The organism is Ruegeria sp. AD11(2025) (assembly GCF_056542405.1).
On sequence record NZ_JBQFZU010000023.1, the window covers coordinates 53245 to 70798 of the forward strand.

Sequence of the window (17554 nt, forward strand, 5' to 3'; positions counted from 1 at the left end):
GCCCCCAATGCGCCAGCGTCACCTTGTAGTTTCAGATAGCTTCCCGTTCAGATCATCATCACAGGCCGACCCGGCCGCCCGGGCCGACGCGCACCCCTGACCGGCCGCACCGGAACAATCGGATGATCAAAAACCGGCGCAGGAACCGAGCCCAGCGAATTTGCCAGAACACCAATATCGCCGCGTCTTGTCGTCAGATATATCAAATCCGCAGCGGCTTCGCCCGCGACGACCTCATACGAAGCACCACCGGCAAGGCTGATCGATCCAAAGCGACCCGCGGGACAAAAGGCCCGAAATCCACCCTCGATATAGATCACTTCATCCCGATCGAAGAACAGGGTGCTGATGTCGAAATAAGTCGCAGGCACATCCGAGGTTATCCGGAACATGCCGCTCAGTAGTCTGGCTGAAACAACCGGCAGGCTAACGGGCAGTGTGATCGGATCATGACCCAGCTTGGTGTTGTCCAATGCGACGCCCTGTTCGGGCATCAGCCAGACCGGACGCCCATTATAGGCCGCGTTTGACGGCACTCTGACCGGCATGCTTTCCGAGTTGTTTTCTCCGGGCGGCACCGTGATGCAGTCCGTCGCAACGCGGTTTATCGGTTGGAAACCATTATCCAAAGTTCGAACAAAGTCACCGACCCGCAACTCTTCGACCAGCTTCCACCCACCCTTTGTCGCAACCTTTGTACCGTGTACCAGCCCACCCCGGCGCGCGTTCAGCGCTACTTGCGGCTCAGCTCTCCCCTGGTATTCGGACCCTTCAGCAAAATCTATTACACTCTGTACCTTCAACAAGAACCCACCCACCTATTACACACAAAAACTAAGTCTTATGAGTATCACAGGATCAGGTGGCGCGACTTATTTTTGACATATTGTGGCCCAATTTGGGTCATTTCAGGCCCGTCAAGCCCTTGAAAAAGGAACAACAACGAAAATCCATATATAATTGGAATCAATCTGGAAACTATCTGCTGCTGGCCGGATCAAATGCATACCCGAATCTGGCAATGTCCTCGGCACAGGCTTCGGCAACCGCCGCAGCCGTATGGTCAGAATAGTAGCTGCGGTAGTCCGCACGCCGCCCTGACCGGTTGAGACGGGGCAAAGTCACATGGAATCCAAGATGGTCATCCAAGGGGGCCGCGTCCTGTTCGAAATGCTCAAGTCGGATGAATAAGCGGCACTGCTCGACCCCGTCGGCGCGAGTCACGTACCGGCGGGCAGGGTTCAGACGGAACGATTGCCTAATATCGAGATGTTGCACAAACCCATCGAAGGGCAAGGACTTTGCCAGCGAGACCGACGCGTGATCAAAGCTCTGCTCGCGTAACCAGTGATAGTAGCTGACGATCCGGTCCCACGGGTTACGCACCAAGGTGAACACGGTCAGCACCTGCAGTTCTTCAATCGAAAGAACCCCGTCGATATCCGCCAGCGTGGAATGTTTCCACAAACGTCCCCTGCCAGTCAGAGCCTTGGCGCGCCTGCGGCGCTTGATGGCCTTGGGCGTGTCTCCGAACAGGATGTCATCCTTCATCGCCCGCTGTTCTAACGCTTGCGACAGTGATGTACCGCCCGTTTTAGGGATGTGAACGAAAACATAGCCGCGCCCGCGCGAGATGATCATGCCGTCTTCCCCAATGCGGCGGCACGCCGTGACCGCCAGCCCAGCAGTGCCCCAGCAAGCGCGATCAGCCCGATCCCGGCAATCTGCATGACGCCGATCACCTGACCCAGCGCGACCCAGGCGAATAATGGGCCGAAGATCATCACCGAGTATTCGAACACCGCGACATAAGAGGTCTCACCGATCTGATAGGATTTGATCAGCATGAAGACTGCAATCGTGGACCCAACCGCCTGCACGGCGATCCAGAGCAGCGCCGGTTTCATCTCCCACACCATGCCCCGCGTCACGAAACCATCCGCAAAGGAATGTGGCAAGGTCGAGAACACGGCCAGCCCAATCGCCCCGGCTAGCCCAAGGGTGGCGATCATCGCTGCCAGCAGCGCCACAGTGCTTTCCTGCGCGCAATGGCTGCGCGTGATGATGGAACTGAGCGCATAGAAGAACCCTCCGGCCACCGGCAACAGGGTTTGCGCATCAAATTCATAGGGGTTGGGCTGCAGCACACACAGGATACCGACAAACCCGATTACAACAGCCAAAATGCGCCACGGGCCTATCCTCTGCCCCATCGCAAGGGCCGTAATCAGCAGAACGAATATTGGCGAAGTGAACAACCCCGCCAACGCCTGTGCTATTGGCATCAGCGCCAGCGATGCAAAATAAAACAACATCGCCAGCGTAATCAGAACGCTGCGCAGGATAACCGGCCCCAGCCGTCGCGGGCGCAGACTGCCCAATCCTAGCAGCGACAGACCAACGATCAGCGGCAACATCAGCAGGGCGCGGCTCAGGTGGAACTGCCACAGGCCAATCGTTTCAGCCAACAGGATCACCACGTTGTCAATCACTCCGATGATCGCCATGGCGCCAACCATCAGGGCCGAGGCCAAAACTGGTGAGGTCTGACTGTTCGCCTGCATTCATAGCCCCGGTTACAAAGTGTTGTGCAGCGGCGTGGTTTGCCGCGCATCATGCTATCCAGCACATTTCACAATCCGCGCGCAACAGGTTTGCGCCCTTGGATTTTACCATGCTAAGCTAAGTCAAAATAATCACGAGCATACCTCACCTTGAAGACGGCACTTAAACAGTACCAGCGGATCGAAGCCACCGGTCTGTGGCGTCCCTCGCCCGATGCGCAACGGCGAGAGGTCGTAGTGTCGCTTGGTGAAGCCACGCTGACTATATCGGACTTCAATGAACAGGCTCTGACCCATTGGTCTCTGGCTGCACTGGAACGGCAAAATCCGGGTGTGTTTCCGGCAATCTTCAACCCTGACGGTGACCGGGACGAAACGCTGGAACTGGCAGAATCCGAAACCACGATGATCGAGGCGATCGACCGGCTGCAACGGGCCATCGAACGGGCGCGCCCGCATCCGGGTCGGTTGCGCTGGTTCAGCGTCGCCGGTGTCGTGGCTGCCGTAGCGGCGCTGTTGCTGCTGTGGCTACCGTCCGCGTTGCAGAACCACGTTGTCGCGGTCGTACCGGACATCAAGCATCAGGATATCGGGAACACAATTCTGCACCGGATCGAGCGAGTATCTGGGCGGGCCTGCGCCTCCGAAGACGCAGAGGCGGCACTGGATCAACTGGCCGCCCGCACCGGGGTTCGGAAGGTCATCATTCTTCCCGCCGGGGTGCAAACCAGCCTCAGCCTGCCGGGCGGCATCGTGCTACTGAACCGAGCCCTGGTAGAGGATCACGAAGATCCCTCGGTCGCTGCGGGCTACATCATCGCCGAACGCGCAAGAGCCGAGGCGCAAGATCCGCTGGACGATCTGCTGGACCGCACCGGCGCTACGACAGCCTTCCGCCTGCTGACGACCGGAGAACTGACGCCGGAGAACGTCGACATCTACACCGAGCAGGTTCTGTCGGAACCACGTCCCACCCTGCCCGAGGATGATTTGCTTGAAGTCTTCGCCCAAGCCGCGCTGCCATCGACCCCCTATGCCTATGCAATGGATGTTACCGGCGAGACGGTGTTGGGCCTGATCGAGGCCGACCCGATGGCGGGTCGCCCCCTGCAACAGATTCTGCCGGACCGTGATTGGGTCCGGCTTCAGAATATCTGCGGCGAATAGCTTACTTGGTGCCGAACATCCGGTCGCCCGCATCGCCCAGACCAGGCATGATGTAGCCTTTCGAATTCAACTCGCGATCCAAAGACGCCGTCACAATTTTCACATCCGGATGCGCCTCTTTCATGCGCTCTACACCTTCGGGCGCGGCCAGCAGGCAGAGGAAACGGATATCGGTCGCACCCGCCTTTTTCAGCAGATCTATCGCTGCGGCCGAGCTGTTGCCGGTGGCCAGCATAGGATCAACGGCTATAACAAGACGGTCCTTCAGACCTTCGGGGGCCTTGAAGTAATACTGCACCGGTTTCAGAGTCTCTTCGTCGCGATACAGGCCGACAAACCCGACGCGCGCCGAGGGCACCAGCTCAAGCACGCCATCCAACATTCCGTTGCCCGCACGCAGGATCGACACCAGCGCCAATTTCTTGCCGGCCAGAATGGGGGCGTCCATCTCCTCCATCGGAGTTTCGATGTGGCGGGTGGTCAAAGGCATCTCACGCGTGACCTCATAGGCCAGCAGCAGCGTGATCTCGCGCAGCAACTGACGGAACTCAGCGGTCGAGGTGCCCTTGTCTCGCATGAGCGTCAGTTTGTGCTGCACCAGCGGATGGTCAACGACGGTCAGGTGTTCGCTCATGTTCTCTCCAGTCTTTTCTTGACCCGCGCTCGGGTGTTTTCATCGCAGAAGGCCGCGTTCAGGGCCGTATCATTCAGAGCAGCAAAATCTTCGATCTCCCAGCCGAAGGCTTGGCTCAACATCTCATATTCGCGCCGCATGGTGGTGTGGAAAAACGGCGGGTCGTCGGTTGAGATAGTGACGTTGACCCCGTGGTCGCGCAACCGGGCAATCGGGTGCGCTGCGAAATCGGGGAACAAGCCCAAAACCACATTAGAGCCCGGACACACCTCGAGCGTGATTTCACGATCGACCAGTTCGCGAACCAAGTCAGGATCTTCGATGGCGCGGACGCCATGGCCCACACGCTCCACACCCAGATCGCGTACCGCGTCGCGCACGCTTTCCGGCCCGCCGAATTCACCGGCATGGGTGGTTAGGCACAACCCGGCTTCGCGGGCGCAGTCGAAGGCCCATTTGTAGTCGCCCTGCGTTCCGACGGATTCGTTGCCACCCATGCCAAAGCCGGTGATCCAGTCTCCGGCCGTCTCGGCGGCGCAGTGGGCGCTGCGTTTTGCCTGTTCCGGTCCGAAATGGCGGACACAGGTGACAACTCCGCGAAGGGTGATATCAAACTTGCGCTCGGCCTCATCCGCCGCGTCTTGAATGGCGTTCAGATAGTCACGCCAGGCGTGCAGGTCTCCGCCGCCGCAAAAATCAGGGCTAAGGAAGGTCTCAGAGTAAACCACGCCATTGGCGGCGCTTTCCTCAAGGATCGCTAACGTCAGGCGACGGAAATCCTCGGGCGTTTTCAGCACCTCGCAGGCGGCCTCGTAGACGCTGAGGAAATGGGCAAAATCGCGGAAGTCATAGCTACCGTCTGGCTTGAAAATCCCGCTCAGGTCGATGCGCTTTTCATGCGCCAACTGGCGGATAAAGGCGGGCGGGGCCGCACCTTCGTGGTGCAGGTGCAACTCGATCTTGGGCAGGTCTGCGACGGTCATAGAAAGCTCTTCCCCGGTCCTTGCGCCGGAATGTTCAGATGGTGCGCAATGCTGGCGGCGACGTCAGCGAATTCGACCGCACCGATCTGCCCAGTGCCGCGTCCGGCGATCAGCACTGGCACTTGTTCGCGCGTGTGGTCGGTGCCGATCCAGCTGGGATCATTGCCGTGATCGGCAGTCAGCAGCATCAGGTCGCCGGGACGCAAGCGCGTCAGGATCGCACCGATCTCATGGTCGAACCACTCCAGCGCCCGGGCGTACCCGCTGATGTCACGGCGGTGGCCATAAAGGCTGTCGAACTCGACGAAATTGGCGAAGGTCAGGCTGCCCTCTTCGGCCTCATCCACCAGGTCGGACAGGTGGCCCATCAACTCGGCATCCGAGCCTTTTAGTAGGGTGTCGATCCCCTGCATCGAGAAGATGTCGCCAATCTTGCCCACCGCATGAACACGCCGCCCGGCGTCCTGCGCCCAGTTCGTCAGAACCGGCGCAGGCGGCAGGATGGCGAAATCCTTGCGGTTGATGGTGCGGGTGAAACCCTGTTCAGGCGAGCCTACAAAGGGCCGTGCAATGACCCGCCCCACTTTCATTTCATGCAGTCGCGGGGCCAGTGTTTTGCACATGTCCAAGAGACGATCGAGGCCAAAGCTTTCCTCATGTGCGGCGATCTGGAACACGCTGTCAGCCGAGGTGTAGCAAATCGGCCAACCGGTTCGCATATGTTCCGCTCCCAGTTCTGCGATGATGGCGGTGCCCGAGGCGTGGCAGTCGCCCAAAATACCCTCAGTGCCGGCGGCCTCGGCGGCAGCTCGGCTTAGGTCGGTGGAAAAAGATGGCGTGGTGTCCGGGAAATAGTGCCAGTCCCACGGCACCGGCAGACCCGCCAGTTCCCAATGACCCGAAGGCGTGTCCTTGCCGCGCGAATGTTCGCGCGCGCAGCCCCAAATGCCCGTTTGCGCGGCCTCCAACCCCGGTGTTTTCGCCCCCGAGGCCAAGCGTGTGGCAGCGCCCAGACCCAACGCATCCAGATAGGGTAAACGCAACGGCCCCGAACGCCCATCCTCGGCGCGCCCCTCAGCGCAAGCCTGCGCGATATGGGCCAGAGAATTGGCGCCGGTATCGGGCGTTTCGCCATTAAAGAAACGGTCCGCATCCGGTGCACCGCCGATGCCGACAGAATCCATCACCACAAGAAAAGCGCGGGTCACGGTGTGATCCTTTCGTGAACAAGCGTCAACATCGCCCCTGCGTCCGGGCCTATCGTTATGGCATTCTTCACTGCATCAGCCGCTTGCCGGGCGGCATCTTCACGGGAAGCGTGGACCACCGCCAGCGGTGCGCCCTTTTCGATCCGGTCACCCAACCGGACAATGCCCGACATGCCAACCGCCGGGTCGATCACGTCATCCTCGACCTGCCGACCACCGCCCAGCGCAACCACAGCCAGGCCCAGCGTCTCGCCATCCATTGCGGTGATATAGCCGCTGGTTGCGGCGGGAACCTCAAGGATCACGCTGGCTTCGGGTAGATAGCGAGACCAATTATCAACAAACTTTAACGGCCCTCCCACGGCAGCCATCATGCGGCCAAACCGCTCGGCCGCGCGGCCATCGCGGATGACGTCGGTGATCTTGTCGCGCCCTTCATCAGCGGTTGCGAACATACCCGCATCGGCCAGCAGCATCCCGCCCAGTTCGGCCGAGATTTCGGCCAGTGGTTCATAATGCGCCTTGGTAAGAACGTTCATCACCTCGGCCACTTCCAACGCGTTGCCCAGCGAAGGGGCCAGAGGTTGATGCATATCGGTGATCACCGCCGATGTCCGGCACCCCGCTGCGTTGGCCGTTTCCGTCAGGGCCTGCGCCAGACGTCGTGCATCCTCCAAGGTCTTCATGAACGCGCCAGAGCCAACCTTGACGTCCAGCACCAGCGCCTCGGGGCTGGCCGCCAGTTTCTTGGACAAGATCGACGCGGTGATCAGATCCAGGCTTTCCACCGTCGCCGTTACATCACGGATCGCATAAAGCCGCTTGTCCGCGGGCGCTATCTGCCCCGTCGCACCGACAATAGCCGCACCGGTGTCGCGCAGGATCTGGGTCAGACGTTCCTGCCCAATCTGAGTACTGACGCCCGGGATGGATTCCAGTTTGTCCAGCGTGCCGCCGGTGTGACCCAGCCCCCGGCCCGAGATCATCGGAACATAGGCACCTAGTTCAGCCAGCGCAGGCGCCAGCACCAGTGAAACGCTGTCACCGACCCCTCCGGTCGAGTGTTTGTCGATCACCGGGCCATCAAAATCCCAACTGAGTACATCGCCGCTGTCGCGCATGGCCACTGTCAGGTCGGCACGCCCCTGCGCACCCAGCCCGCCCATGCAAACGGCCATGGCAAAGGCCCCGGCTTGCGCATCGCTGACGCCGCCATCGGCCAGACCTTGCGCGAACCATATCAGTTCCTCACCGGTGGGCACGTGCCCCCGGCGCAGCTTTGCGATGATCGAACGGGCGTCCATGGCCTCAGACGTCCTCCATATGCGAAGCGTCGAACGCCCCCGGCAGCAGGTCTCCGATCGTGGTTTCGAACTCGGCCCCATCGACCGTGGCCAACGTCACCTTGACGTCACGCTTGCCAAATTCAGCCAGTTTCTGACGGCATCCTCCGCAGGGCGGCACGGGTTGCGGAGAAGAAGCGACCACGTAAACCTCGGTCAAAGTCTGCTCGCCTGCGGCAACCATTGCGGCGATGGCCCCGGCCTCGGCACAGGTGCCTTCAGGATAGGCCACGTTTTCAACGTTGCAGCCGAAATAAACAGCGCCTGAAGTCGACCGGATCGCCGCGCCGACTTTGAAGTTGGAATAGGGTGCGTATGCTTTTTCCCGGACAGACAGTGCGGCGTCTTTCAAAGTCATAGCGATTCCCCAATTTTTGATCATCTGGTCAGAAAGACATACCCTAAATGAAACAACCCGGGGAGTTGAAGCCCCGGACAGAAGATTCCTTATCCCAAAGCGGTATTGAACCGACCCGGCAGCGTGACCTCGAGCAATTCAATATCGTCCGAGGGGGCAGCCAACCGAGTGCGCATACCGGGCGGGATGACAAAAGCATCCCCCTGTTCAAGCCGGAAGGGATCGCGGCCTTCGCCTTCCAGCGTGACTTCCCCATTCATGACGAATGTAAAGTGGATATCCGTGTCATGGGTAGCCCAGACCGGATCGCCCTGCCCTTTGCGCACGACCTGCACCCCTGCAACGCCCTTGGTATTCTCTGCAATCGTCGTGTCGCGGCATATATAGCCCGGCAGGCGAAACGGGCCCCACTCGGCGCCTTCCGCTTGATTGAAAACGAACCGCTGGCCCTGCCACTCCCGATCCGGGCGGTACCGAGGTGTGGGAAGTTCCATCTCATGATCGATCTCGGTTACATGTTCGGCGGGGACACCGATCTCGATCACCTGCACATTGTCGGATGCTTCGAGCACACGGTGGCGTATTTCCGGCGGCTGGATAAAGCAGTCGCCCGCCGTCAGGCGCATCTTGTCGCCCTGGTCTTCGTAAACCACATCGACCCAACCATGGATGCAGAAGATCAGCTGAAATCCGACTTTGTGGAAATGCACCATATCGGGAACAGGGCCACCGTCGGGAATACGAATATGGCTGGCGATGATCGACCCACCCAGCCGATCCGGCACCAGATCACGGTAATGCATCCCGGCCCGACCAATGATCCAAGGCGCCTGGTCCTTTAGCCTGCGCACCACGAAAGAATGAACCGTTTCCGGCATGACCAAGGGTGGGTTCAGTTCGTCAATCTCAACCCGGGTACCATTGGGAGCCACAAGGCTGCGCTGACCACCCGCGAAGTCGTCGGGGTTGTCCGTCAGAATACGCAGCGTTCCAGGTGTTTCGGGCGCATCCTTCTCGACCCGCAGGCGCAAACCGTAACCAGAGAACACAGCAATCCGCGGATCATCAGCGGGATAGATCATATCCATCCGCATCCCCAGAACTCTGGTGTAAAACGGAATATCGTCGCGCAATTCCTGCGTTGGCAGGCGGATTTCAGCTTGGGTCTGATTGTGCGGTTTGGTCATTGGTGGTCTCATCGGCCTTGGCTTTCGGCCATCCGATCAGAACGGCGGCCAAAATGCCAATCGAAAAGAACATCTCAAGCGTTTCTTCCAGCACGAACAGACGGGTCGCCATGACGTCCGTCATTTCGGTGCCTATGGCACTGCTGACTTCTTCCAACCCCTGCGCGACAACGGCGCACATACCGGCCAGAAAGAACACCAGTAGAAACGGCGCCCGTTCCTTCATAGCCCGCCAGGCGTTCGGCACCCCATGCCAGACAACCCCGCCCAGAACGATCACGGCCAGTACTATCCGCACCATTGTCATATCCAGCAGGACATCCAGACCGTGCAGAATAAAATAGGGTGTGCTGTCCACGGCATAAATATCGGCCTCAAGCTCTCGTTCCGCCAGCAACAGCAGGACCACGCCAATATACAGGCGGCTGATCCCGCGATACCGATAGAGCGCTATCAATCCGGCGGCCAGCAAAGCCGCAGCCGAGCCGGTTTCGATCAGACCGCCCTCTTGGTTGAACTCCGCCGCCTGCATCGGCCACAGCGAGATGGCACACAGGATCACAATACCCAGAACAATGACTGCGCTGAACGTAGCACTAAATCTGCCTTTTTTCGACGAGAGGGCCGCGACCGTCTCGACGTCTTTCTGATAGCTCATGCCGGTTTTCTCGATACAAAAGGGGGTGGGTTCGAAAGTTGCGGGAATTTAAATGTTTTGCGACGGAAATCAAGCACAGCGGCAAAACGGCCCGCTCTGAGTTCTTAAGTGACGCAGCGTAGCCAAGCTGGAAAAATTAGTTTAGGGCTAAATCAAATTTCAAAATGGAGCTGAATCTCGATGTCGGATACACCCAGTCTGCGGCAGGCCGCACTTGAATATCACGCCCATCCAAAGCCCGGGAAGCTGGAAATCAAGGCGACCAAGCCGATGGCGAACGGCCGTGATCTGGCGCGTGCCTATTCACCCGGTGTCGCCGAGGCCAGCCTTGAGATCAAGGCGGATGCAGCCAATGCTGAACTGTATACAGCACGAGGCAATCTTGTAGCCGTCGTTTCGAACGGAACGGCAGTTCTGGGGCTGGGCAATATCGGCGCGCTGGCCTCAAAACCGGTGATGGAGGGCAAGGCGGTTCTGTTCAAGAAGTTCGCCGGCATCGACTGTTTCGATATCGAGGTCGATCAGCCTGATCCGGAAAAGCTTGCCGACATCGTCTGCGCGCTTGAACCGACCTTTGGCGCGATCAACCTGGAAGACATTAAGGCCCCCGATTGCTTTATCGTCGAAAAGCTGTGTCGCGAGCGGATGAACATCCCGGTCTTTCACGATGATCAGCACGGAACTGCCATCGTGGTGGGTGCGGCTGCCAAGAACGCGCTGCATGTGGCCGGAAAGAACTTTGAGGATATCAAAGTTGTCTCAACCGGTGGCGGCGCGGCGGGGATCGCCTGCCTTAGCATGTTGGTAAAACTGGGTGTCAAGCGCGAGAACATCTGGCTGTGCGACATTCACGGGTTGGTCTACGAGGGCCGCGCCGAGGATATGAACCCGCACAAGGATCAGTTCGCGCAGAAATCCGACCTGAGGACACTGGATGACGTGATTGGCGATGCTGACCTGTTCCTTGGCCTCAGCGGTCCCAATGTGCTCAAACCCGAGATGGTTGGAAAAATGGCCAAGCGCCCGATCATCTTCGCGCTTGCCAACCCGTCGCCTGAAATCCTACCCGATGCCGCACGAGAGGTCGCCCCGGATGCGATCATCGCCACCGGCCGAAGCGACTTTCCCAATCAGGTCAACAACGTGCTGTGCTTCCCCTTCATATTCCGGGGTGCGCTGGATGTGGGGGCGACCGAAATCAACGACGAAATGCAGATTGCTTGTGTGGACGGAATCGCCGAGATGGCCCGCGCCACCACCAGCGCCGAAGCCGCCGCGGCCTATAAGGGTGAACAACTGACCTTCGGTCCGGACTATCTGATTCCGAAGCCGTTTGACCCGCGCCTTGTCGGTGTCGTGTCCTCTTCCGTAGCCAAGGCAGCGATGAATAGCGGCGTCGCCAAGCGCCCGATTGACGATATCGAGGCGTATAAAGAACGCCTGAACCAGACCGTGTTCAAATCCGCCCTGCTGATGCGCCCGGTATTCGAGGCCGCCGCCGCCGCATCGCGCCGGATTGTCTTCGCCGAGGGCGAGGATGAACGTGTCCTGCGTGCCGCACAGGCCATTCTGGAAGAAACCACCGAAACGCCCATTCTAATCGGGCGTCCCGATGTCATCAACGCTCGCTGCGAGCGGCTGGGGCTGACGGTCCGCCCTGGCGAGGATTTCCAGATCGTGAACCCGCAGGACGACCCCCGGTATTATGACTATTGGAACTCGTACCACGAGATCATGCAGCGCCGAGGCGTGACGCCCGATCTGGCCAAGGCGATCATGCGCACGAACAACACCGCGATTGCCGCCATCATGGTGCACCGGGACGAGGCCGACAGTATGATCTGCGGCACATTCGGCGAGTACCGTTGGCATCTGAACTACGTGCAACAGGTTCTGGCCGACGGCGACTTGCGTCCCCATGGCGCGCTGTCATTGATGATCCTGGAAGATGGCCCCCTGTTTATCGCCGACACCCATGTGCGGCAATTGCCAACGCCTGAGGAACTGGCCGAATCCACAATCGGGGCTGCGCGCCACGTGCGCCGTTTCGGGATCGAACCGAAGATCGCGTTCTGCTCGCAATCGCAGTTTGGCAATCAGGCCGAAGGGTCGGGCAAACGTCTCCGCGCTGCGCTGAAGATTCTCGATTCCGATCCGCGCGACTTTACTTATGAAGGTGAGATGAACCTCGATCTGGCGCTGGACCCGGAGCTGCGGTCGCGGATATTCCCGAACTCACGTCTGGAGGGCGCGGCAAATGTTCTGATCTTTGCCCATGCGGATGCGGCCAGCGGTGTACGCAATATCCTGAAGATGAAAGCCGACGGTCTGGAGGTTGGGCCGATCCTGATGGGGATGGGCAACAAGGCACATATCGTGACCCCGTCCATCACGGCTCGCGGCTTGCTGAACATGGCTGCCATTGCCGGAACCCCGGTGGCGCATTACGGCTAACGCCCGTAACAGATGCTCGGGTGCCCGCGTCGGCATCCGAGCGCAAGCTGAGCGTCGGTGATTCTTTGCATGTATAGATTTGCAGATTTGCAAAAACTAAAGCTCGTTACGCGCAACTTTGCTCCACCAAATTACTTTGCAAAACTTTGCAGGCGATTCTAGTACATTCTGCAAATATTTTGCGATAAAGTGACGCCCCGTCATTCCCCTCGCTTGTGCGCAGCCCCCTGCCCACCTTACACACTGCACAAGGGATTTAAGGAGGAGACCAACGTGGCATATCAGGACGTTTACGAAAGCTGGAAATCCGATCCAGAGGCATTCTGGATGGAGGCCGCAAAAGGAATAGATTGGGTTCAACCTCCGACCAAGGCATTGTTTGACGACAATGCGCCGATGTATGAATGGTTCTGCGACGCCAAGGTCAACACCTGCTGGAACGCAGTGGATCGCCACGTCGAAAACGGCCGCGGAGAGCAGACGGCCATCATCTATGATAGCCCGATCACCCACACCAAGCGCGAGATTTCCTATGTCGAGCTGCGCAACCGTGTTGCCAATCTGGCCGGGGCGCTGCGGGCCAAGGGCGTCGAAAAGGGTGACCGGGTCATCATCTATATGCCTATGATCCCCGAAGCGCTTGAGGCGATGCTGGCCTGCGCCCGTCTCGGTGCTGTGCACTCGGTTGTTTTCGGCGGGTTTGCCAGCAACGAACTGGCTGTCCGCATTGACGACGCCAAGCCCAAAGCTATCATCGCCGCCTCGTGCGGGATGGAACCGGGCCGGGTGGTGCACTATAAACCCCTGCTCGACGGCGCCGTCGAGATGGCTAGCCACAAGCCCGATTTCTGCGTGATCTTCCAGCGCGAGCAGGAAGTAGCGCAACTGATCGAGGGGCGTGACTATAACTGGCACGGGTTCCAATACGGTGTTGAACCAGCGGAATGTGTACCAGTAGACGGCAATGATCCGGCTTATATCCTGTACACCTCGGGCACGACTGGCGCGCCAAAGGGTGTCGTGCGCCCGACCGCAGGCCATCTGGTGGCGCTGAACTGGACGATGAAGAATATCTATGATGTCGATCCCGGTGATGTATTCTGGGCGGCGTCAGACGTGGGCTGGGTCGTGGGGCATTCCTACATTTGCTATGCCCCGCTGATCCACGGCAACACCACCATTGTCTTTGAAGGCAAGCCGGTCGGCACCCCCGACGCGGGCACCTTCTGGCGGGTGATTTCCGAACACAAGGTTAAAAGCTTCTTCACCGCCCCCACCGCTATCCGCGCCGTAAAGCGCGAAGACCCCAAGGGCGAGATGCTGGCAAAATACGATCTGTCCAGCCTGCGTGCCCTGTTCCTGGCAGGTGAACGTGCCGACCCTGATACGATCGAATGGGCGCAGGACGCGTTGAAAGTTCCGGTGATCGACCACTGGTGGCAGACAGAAACCGGCTGGGCCATCGCAGGCAACCCGCTTGGGATCGAGGAACTGCCGGTCAAGCTGGGCTCACCGGCCAAGCCGATGCCGGGTTATGACGTGCAAATTCTGGACGAGGGCGGCCATCCGATGAAGCCGGGTGAGCTGGGTGCAATTGCAGTCAAACTGCCTCTGCCTCCGGGCACCTTGCCAACGCTGTGGAACGCAGAAGAACGCTTCAAAAGCTCGTACCTGAACCACTTCCCCGGCTACTACGAAACCGGCGATGCGGGTATGATTGATGAGGACGGCTACCTTTATATCATGGCGCGCACCGATGACGTGATCAACGTCGCAGGCCACCGCCTGTCCACTGGCGGGATGGAAGAGGTTCTGGCCGCCCACCCCGACGTCGCCGAATGTGCGGTGATCGGCGTGACCGATCAGCTCAAAGGTCAGATGCCGGTTGGCTTCCTGTGCCTGAACGCGGGTTGCGACCGCGACCATGGCGAGGTCGTGCAGGATGTGGTCAAGCTGGTCCGCGAAAAGATCGGCCCGGTGGCAGCTTTCAAGAAGGCCGTCGTGGTGGATCGCCTACCCAAGACCCGGTCGGGCAAAATCCTGCGCGGTACGATGGTGTCGATTGCGGACAGCCAGGACTACAAGATGCCCGCGACCATCGACGATCCGGCCATCCTGGACGAGATCAGCGTGGCGCTGAAATCCATAGGCTACGCCCAGTAAACACGCTGCGGGCGGTCTCTGGCCGCCTGCCTAGCGCCTTTCCCTTGCAACCGGGAACAGGGCCCCTACTGTCTGACCAAGACAATGAGGCCACATGACACATTCCGACATCTGGCGATTGAGCGCCACCGACCTGACCACTCTCACCCGCAGCGGTGACCTGAGCGCCGAAGACGCGGTGCGCGCGTCCATTGACCGGATGCATCAGGTCAACCCGGACCTGAACGCGGTAGTCGAGGACCTGAGTGCCGAGGCCCTGGAGCGTGCGCGCGACCTCGATCAGGCCCGGGCTAACGGAACGGTTCCCGGGCCGCTGCACGGCGTGCCGGTGACGATCAAAATCAACGTCGATCAAAAGGGACATGCCACGTCGAACGGTGTCGTGGCCTTGAAAGACGTGATTGCCCCCGATGACGCTCCGGTCGTGCGAAACTTGCAAAACGCCGGGGCGGTGGTGATCGGGCGGACCAATACGCCCGAGTTTTCGTTCCGCGCCGACACTGACAACCCTCTGCACGGGCGCACGCACAATCCGTGGGGGCGACACATCTCAGCCGGCGGCTCTTCGGGCGGTGCCGGTGCAGCCGTAATGGCCGGGATTGGCGCGCTGGCGCATGGCAATGATATTGGTGGCAGCCTGCGCTTTCCGGCGGCTGCCAACGGTGCAGTCACGGTAAAGCCCGGTCTTGGTCGCGTACCAGCTTGGAATCCGAGCCAACAGGCCGAGCGCGGAATTCTGGCGCAATCCATGTCCGTACAAGGACTAATCACACGCTGCGCCGCCGATTTTCACCTGTCGATGCCCAGCCTGATCGCAGGCGACCCGCGCGATCCGTTCCACGTGCCGATGCCTTGGCGAGGAGAAACGCAGGACGGCCCCATCAAGGTTGCCTTTACCAAGGACACCTTTGGCTATGCCTTGCACTCCGAGGTCGAAAAGGCAATGGACACAGCGCGCGACGCTCTGGTCGATGCGGGTTATCAAGTCGAAGAGATCAGCCCACCCGATGTTTTTGAATGTGGTCGATCCGGATACCGCACGCTGATGGGCGAGGTTCTGACCCTGTTGAAAGGCGACATCGAGTCTGCGGGCTCCGAGACCATTCGAAATATCTTCGACGTATACTTCCAGGAATTCCCGCCCATCATCGGCACCGATCTGGTTCGGATGCTGGCCAATCGCACCCGCTATGCGAGGGAATGGTCGCTGTTCATGCAGGACTACCCTTTGATCCTGTCCCCTTTCCTGCCGCAACCGTTTTTCAAACCCGACCGAGATACCGAAGGTGTCGAAGGCGTACACGAGGTTCTGGGCTGCGCGGTGTATTCCTATGCGATGAATTTTCTGGGCTTGCCCGCCGCCAGCGTTCCCGCGCGGCTGGCCGATCTGCCGCAAGGACCGCAACCGATCAACGTCCAAATCGCCGCCCAACGCTGGCGCGAGGACATGACAGTGGACGCCGCCGCCGCAATCGAGGCCCGCGTGGGTCAGATGTGCCTGCCGCTGTGGGATAAGATGGATGCGACCAAACCGGCCGAACCAACAAAATAGACCCCGGGTTTTTTTGCCCAGGGTCCTCTTGCTTAAATAAACCCGGAGATCGGTCAACGAGCGTAGCACCACCTACCCTCGCCGGCGCGAAAACTGCGCAATCATTCGACAACGCCGCTTGGTGGCCACTCACTCCCACCTAGGCGTGTTCTCCGGGCAAGTTTAGGTTAGCAAAAGATGAATCAAACGCCTGTGAACTGGGTCACATAAGCCGCGAAAAGCACGGGTTCCGAAGAATCAAGTGAACTGTTCCGAGATCAGGCGCTCTTCCAGCCCGTGCCCAGGGTCGAACAGGATGCGGTGCTGGATGGAGGGTTCCGAACGAATCTCGACCCAATCGATATCTGCGAACGAAACCGAATCCGCATCAGCCATGACCGGGCGCTTGTCGGCATCCAGAACGTCAAAGCGAACCTTTGCGATCTTGGGTAAAAGCGCCCCGCGCCACCGGCGGGGGCGGAATGCGGCGATCGCTGTCAAAGCCAGCACGTCGGACCCGATTGGCAAAATCGGCCCGTGCGCCGAATAGTTATAAGCCGTTGATCCGGCGGGCGTAGACAGCAAGGCACCGTCACAGACCAGCTCAGCCATCCGCACCCGCCCATCGACACTGATTTTCAGCCGCGCAGCCTGAGGACCGGCGCGCAGCAGCGACACCTCGTTGATGGCCAGCGCCTCGTGCAGTTTGCCGGACTGATCCATGGCCTGCATTGCCAGAGGGTTGATGACCTCTTCTTCCGCATCAGCCAGACGCTCCATCAAATCGGCTTCGTGGAATTCATTCATCAGGAACCCGATGGTACCCCGGTTCATACCATAAACAGGCGTATCAAGATGCTGCATGTTGTGCAGCGTGTGCAACATGAACCCGTCGCCGCCCAAGGCAACCACCACATCCGCATCCCGCGGGGCCGCATTGCCATACAATTTCACGAGGCCATCCCGCGCGGTTTGCGCCACTTTGGCATCACTAGCGAGAAAGGCGATTCTCTTTGTCATCTTTTCCGGTTTCCGGTCTTACACATTTGGTTCCGAAACAAACATACCTTTCCCCGATAGGCCAGTCTTGACGCCACAGCGGGCCAAATCGTCGCTTTACAGCTTTTGGATATCCATCGTTTCCGATAGGAAATCCGCAAGATTTACCCCAGCAATCTGGAGCCCCTATGAACGCCAATCTTCGTGATACCGGTTTTTTCACCCAGTCCCTTGCCGACCGTGACCCTGAGCTGTTTGGCTCGATCACATCCGAGCTTGGCCGCCAGCGCGACGAGATCGAGCTG

The 17554-nt window shown here is 59.4% G+C and carries 15 protein-coding genes; 4 read left to right on the forward strand and 11 right to left on the reverse strand.

The features are described from left to right. Positions 1-47 precede the first annotated feature (47 nt). The 3 genes from ACR1XY_RS18575 to ACR1XY_RS18585 all read right to left on the reverse strand — a co-directional run bounded on the left by ACR1XY_RS18575 (position 48) and on the right by ACR1XY_RS18585 (position 2564). Positions 48-806, reverse strand: coding sequence for a Hint domain-containing protein (locus tag ACR1XY_RS18575; RefSeq protein ID WP_480595405.1), 759 nt, complete (start codon positions 804-806; stop codon positions 48-50). A gap of 172 nt (positions 807-978) precedes the next feature. After that, positions 979-1641 (reverse strand): sulfotransferase family 2 domain-containing protein, encoded by a 663-nt coding sequence (locus tag ACR1XY_RS18580; protein WP_480595406.1) that lies wholly within the window; start codon positions 1639-1641, stop codon positions 979-981. Further along, positions 1638-2564 carry a DMT family transporter gene (locus tag ACR1XY_RS18585; protein ID WP_480595407.1) on the reverse strand — a complete coding sequence of 309 codons (927 nt, stop codon included), beginning with the start codon at positions 2562-2564 and terminating at the stop codon, positions 1638-1640. Before ACR1XY_RS18585 ends, ACR1XY_RS18580 begins: the two co-directional genes overlap by 4 nt. A gap of 150 nt (positions 2565-2714) precedes the next feature. On the opposite strand from ACR1XY_RS18585, the gene ACR1XY_RS18590 reads away from it, so the two are divergent. Continuing rightward, complete coding sequence (locus ACR1XY_RS18590; protein WP_480595408.1) at positions 2715-3731, forward strand: hypothetical protein; 1017 nt, start codon at positions 2715-2717, stop codon at positions 3729-3731. Between the two features lies 1 nt (position 3732). Here ACR1XY_RS18590 and upp read toward each other — a convergent pair whose 3' ends face one another. From upp to ACR1XY_RS18625, 7 genes are all read right to left on the reverse strand, one after another. Continuing rightward, positions 3733-4365, reverse strand: coding sequence for a uracil phosphoribosyltransferase (gene upp, locus ACR1XY_RS18595; protein WP_480595409.1), 633 nt, complete (start codon positions 4363-4365; stop codon positions 3733-3735). Then, entirely contained in the window at positions 4362-5348 is a 987-nt protein-coding gene (locus tag ACR1XY_RS18600) for an adenosine deaminase (RefSeq protein ID WP_480595410.1), read from the reverse strand. The genes upp and ACR1XY_RS18600 overlap by 4 nt, the downstream gene beginning before the upstream one ends. After that, positions 5345-6556, reverse strand: coding sequence for a phosphopentomutase (locus ACR1XY_RS18605; protein WP_480595411.1), 1212 nt, complete (start codon positions 6554-6556; stop codon positions 5345-5347). The genes ACR1XY_RS18600 and ACR1XY_RS18605 overlap by 4 nt, the downstream gene beginning before the upstream one ends. After that, complete coding sequence (locus ACR1XY_RS18610; RefSeq protein ID WP_480595412.1) at positions 6553-7860, reverse strand: thymidine phosphorylase; 1308 nt, start codon at positions 7858-7860, stop codon at positions 6553-6555. The genes ACR1XY_RS18605 and ACR1XY_RS18610 overlap by 4 nt, the downstream gene beginning before the upstream one ends. A 4-nt stretch (positions 7861-7864) precedes the next feature. Continuing rightward, positions 7865-8257: a cytidine deaminase gene (locus ACR1XY_RS18615; RefSeq protein WP_480595413.1), complete on the reverse strand. Its 393-nt coding sequence runs from the start codon at positions 8255-8257 to the stop codon at positions 7865-7867. A gap of 89 nt (positions 8258-8346) precedes the next feature. After that, entirely contained in the window at positions 8347-9444 is a 1098-nt protein-coding gene (locus ACR1XY_RS18620; RefSeq protein WP_480595414.1) for a cupin domain-containing protein, read from the reverse strand. Beyond that, on the reverse strand, positions 9413-10102 hold the full coding sequence (locus ACR1XY_RS18625) for a hypothetical protein (protein ID WP_480595415.1): 690 nt from the start codon (positions 10100-10102) through the stop codon (positions 9413-9415). The genes ACR1XY_RS18620 and ACR1XY_RS18625 overlap by 32 nt, the downstream gene beginning before the upstream one ends. A gap of 180 nt (positions 10103-10282) precedes the next feature. On the opposite strand from ACR1XY_RS18625, the gene ACR1XY_RS18630 reads away from it, so the two are divergent. From ACR1XY_RS18630 to ACR1XY_RS18640, 3 genes are all read left to right on the forward strand, one after another. Further along, the gene (locus tag ACR1XY_RS18630; protein ID WP_480595416.1) at positions 10283-12556 is read left to right on the forward strand and encodes an NADP-dependent malic enzyme; all 2274 of its coding nucleotides are present in this window, start codon (positions 10283-10285) and stop codon (positions 12554-12556) included. 273 nt (positions 12557-12829) lie between these two features. After that, complete coding sequence (prpE, locus tag ACR1XY_RS18635; protein ID WP_480595417.1) at positions 12830-14719, forward strand: propionate-CoA ligase PrpE; 1890 nt, start codon at positions 12830-12832, stop codon at positions 14717-14719. A gap of 94 nt (positions 14720-14813) precedes the next feature. After that, the gene (locus tag ACR1XY_RS18640; protein WP_480595418.1) at positions 14814-16271 is read left to right on the forward strand and encodes an amidase family protein; all 1458 of its coding nucleotides are present in this window, start codon (positions 14814-14816) and stop codon (positions 16269-16271) included. A gap of 237 nt (positions 16272-16508) precedes the next feature. Here the strand turns inward: ACR1XY_RS18640 and ACR1XY_RS18645 are convergent, their stop codons facing one another. After that, entirely contained in the window at positions 16509-17270 is a 762-nt protein-coding gene (locus ACR1XY_RS18645) for an NAD kinase (protein WP_480595419.1), read from the reverse strand. Positions 17271-17554: the final 284 nt, after the last annotated feature.

What these genes read in the sequence shown, in the direction of transcription:
- ACR1XY_RS18640 (WP_480595418.1), top strand. Translation starts at nt 14,814, where the DNA reads ATGACACATTCCGACATCTGGCGATTGAGCGCCACCGACCTGACCACT.
- ACR1XY_RS18610 (WP_480595412.1), bottom strand. Translation starts at nt 7,860, where the DNA reads ATGGACGCCCGTTCGATCATCGCAAAGCTGCGCCGGGGGCACGTGCCC.
- ACR1XY_RS18630 (WP_480595416.1), top strand. Translation starts at nt 10,283, where the DNA reads ATGTCGGATACACCCAGTCTGCGGCAGGCCGCACTTGAATATCACGCC.
- upp (WP_480595409.1), bottom strand. Translation starts at nt 4,365, where the DNA reads ATGAGCGAACACCTGACCGTCGTTGACCATCCGCTGGTGCAGCACAAA.
- ACR1XY_RS18645 (WP_480595419.1), bottom strand. Translation starts at nt 17,270, where the DNA reads ATGACAAAGAGAATCGCCTTTCTCGCTAGTGATGCCAAAGTGGCGCAA.
- ACR1XY_RS18585 (WP_480595407.1), bottom strand. Translation starts at nt 2,564, where the DNA reads ATGCAGGCGAACAGTCAGACCTCACCAGTTTTGGCCTCGGCCCTGATG.
- ACR1XY_RS18600 (WP_480595410.1), bottom strand. Translation starts at nt 5,348, where the DNA reads ATGACCGTCGCAGACCTGCCCAAGATCGAGTTGCACCTGCACCACGAA.
- ACR1XY_RS18625 (WP_480595415.1), bottom strand. Translation starts at nt 10,102, where the DNA reads ATGAGCTATCAGAAAGACGTCGAGACGGTCGCGGCCCTCTCGTCGAAA.
- ACR1XY_RS18620 (WP_480595414.1), bottom strand. Translation starts at nt 9,444, where the DNA reads ATGACCAAACCGCACAATCAGACCCAAGCTGAAATCCGCCTGCCAACG.
- ACR1XY_RS18615 (WP_480595413.1), bottom strand. Translation starts at nt 8,257, where the DNA reads ATGACTTTGAAAGACGCCGCACTGTCTGTCCGGGAAAAAGCATACGCA.
- ACR1XY_RS18580 (WP_480595406.1), bottom strand. Translation starts at nt 1,641, where the DNA reads ATGATCATCTCGCGCGGGCGCGGCTATGTTTTCGTTCACATCCCTAAA.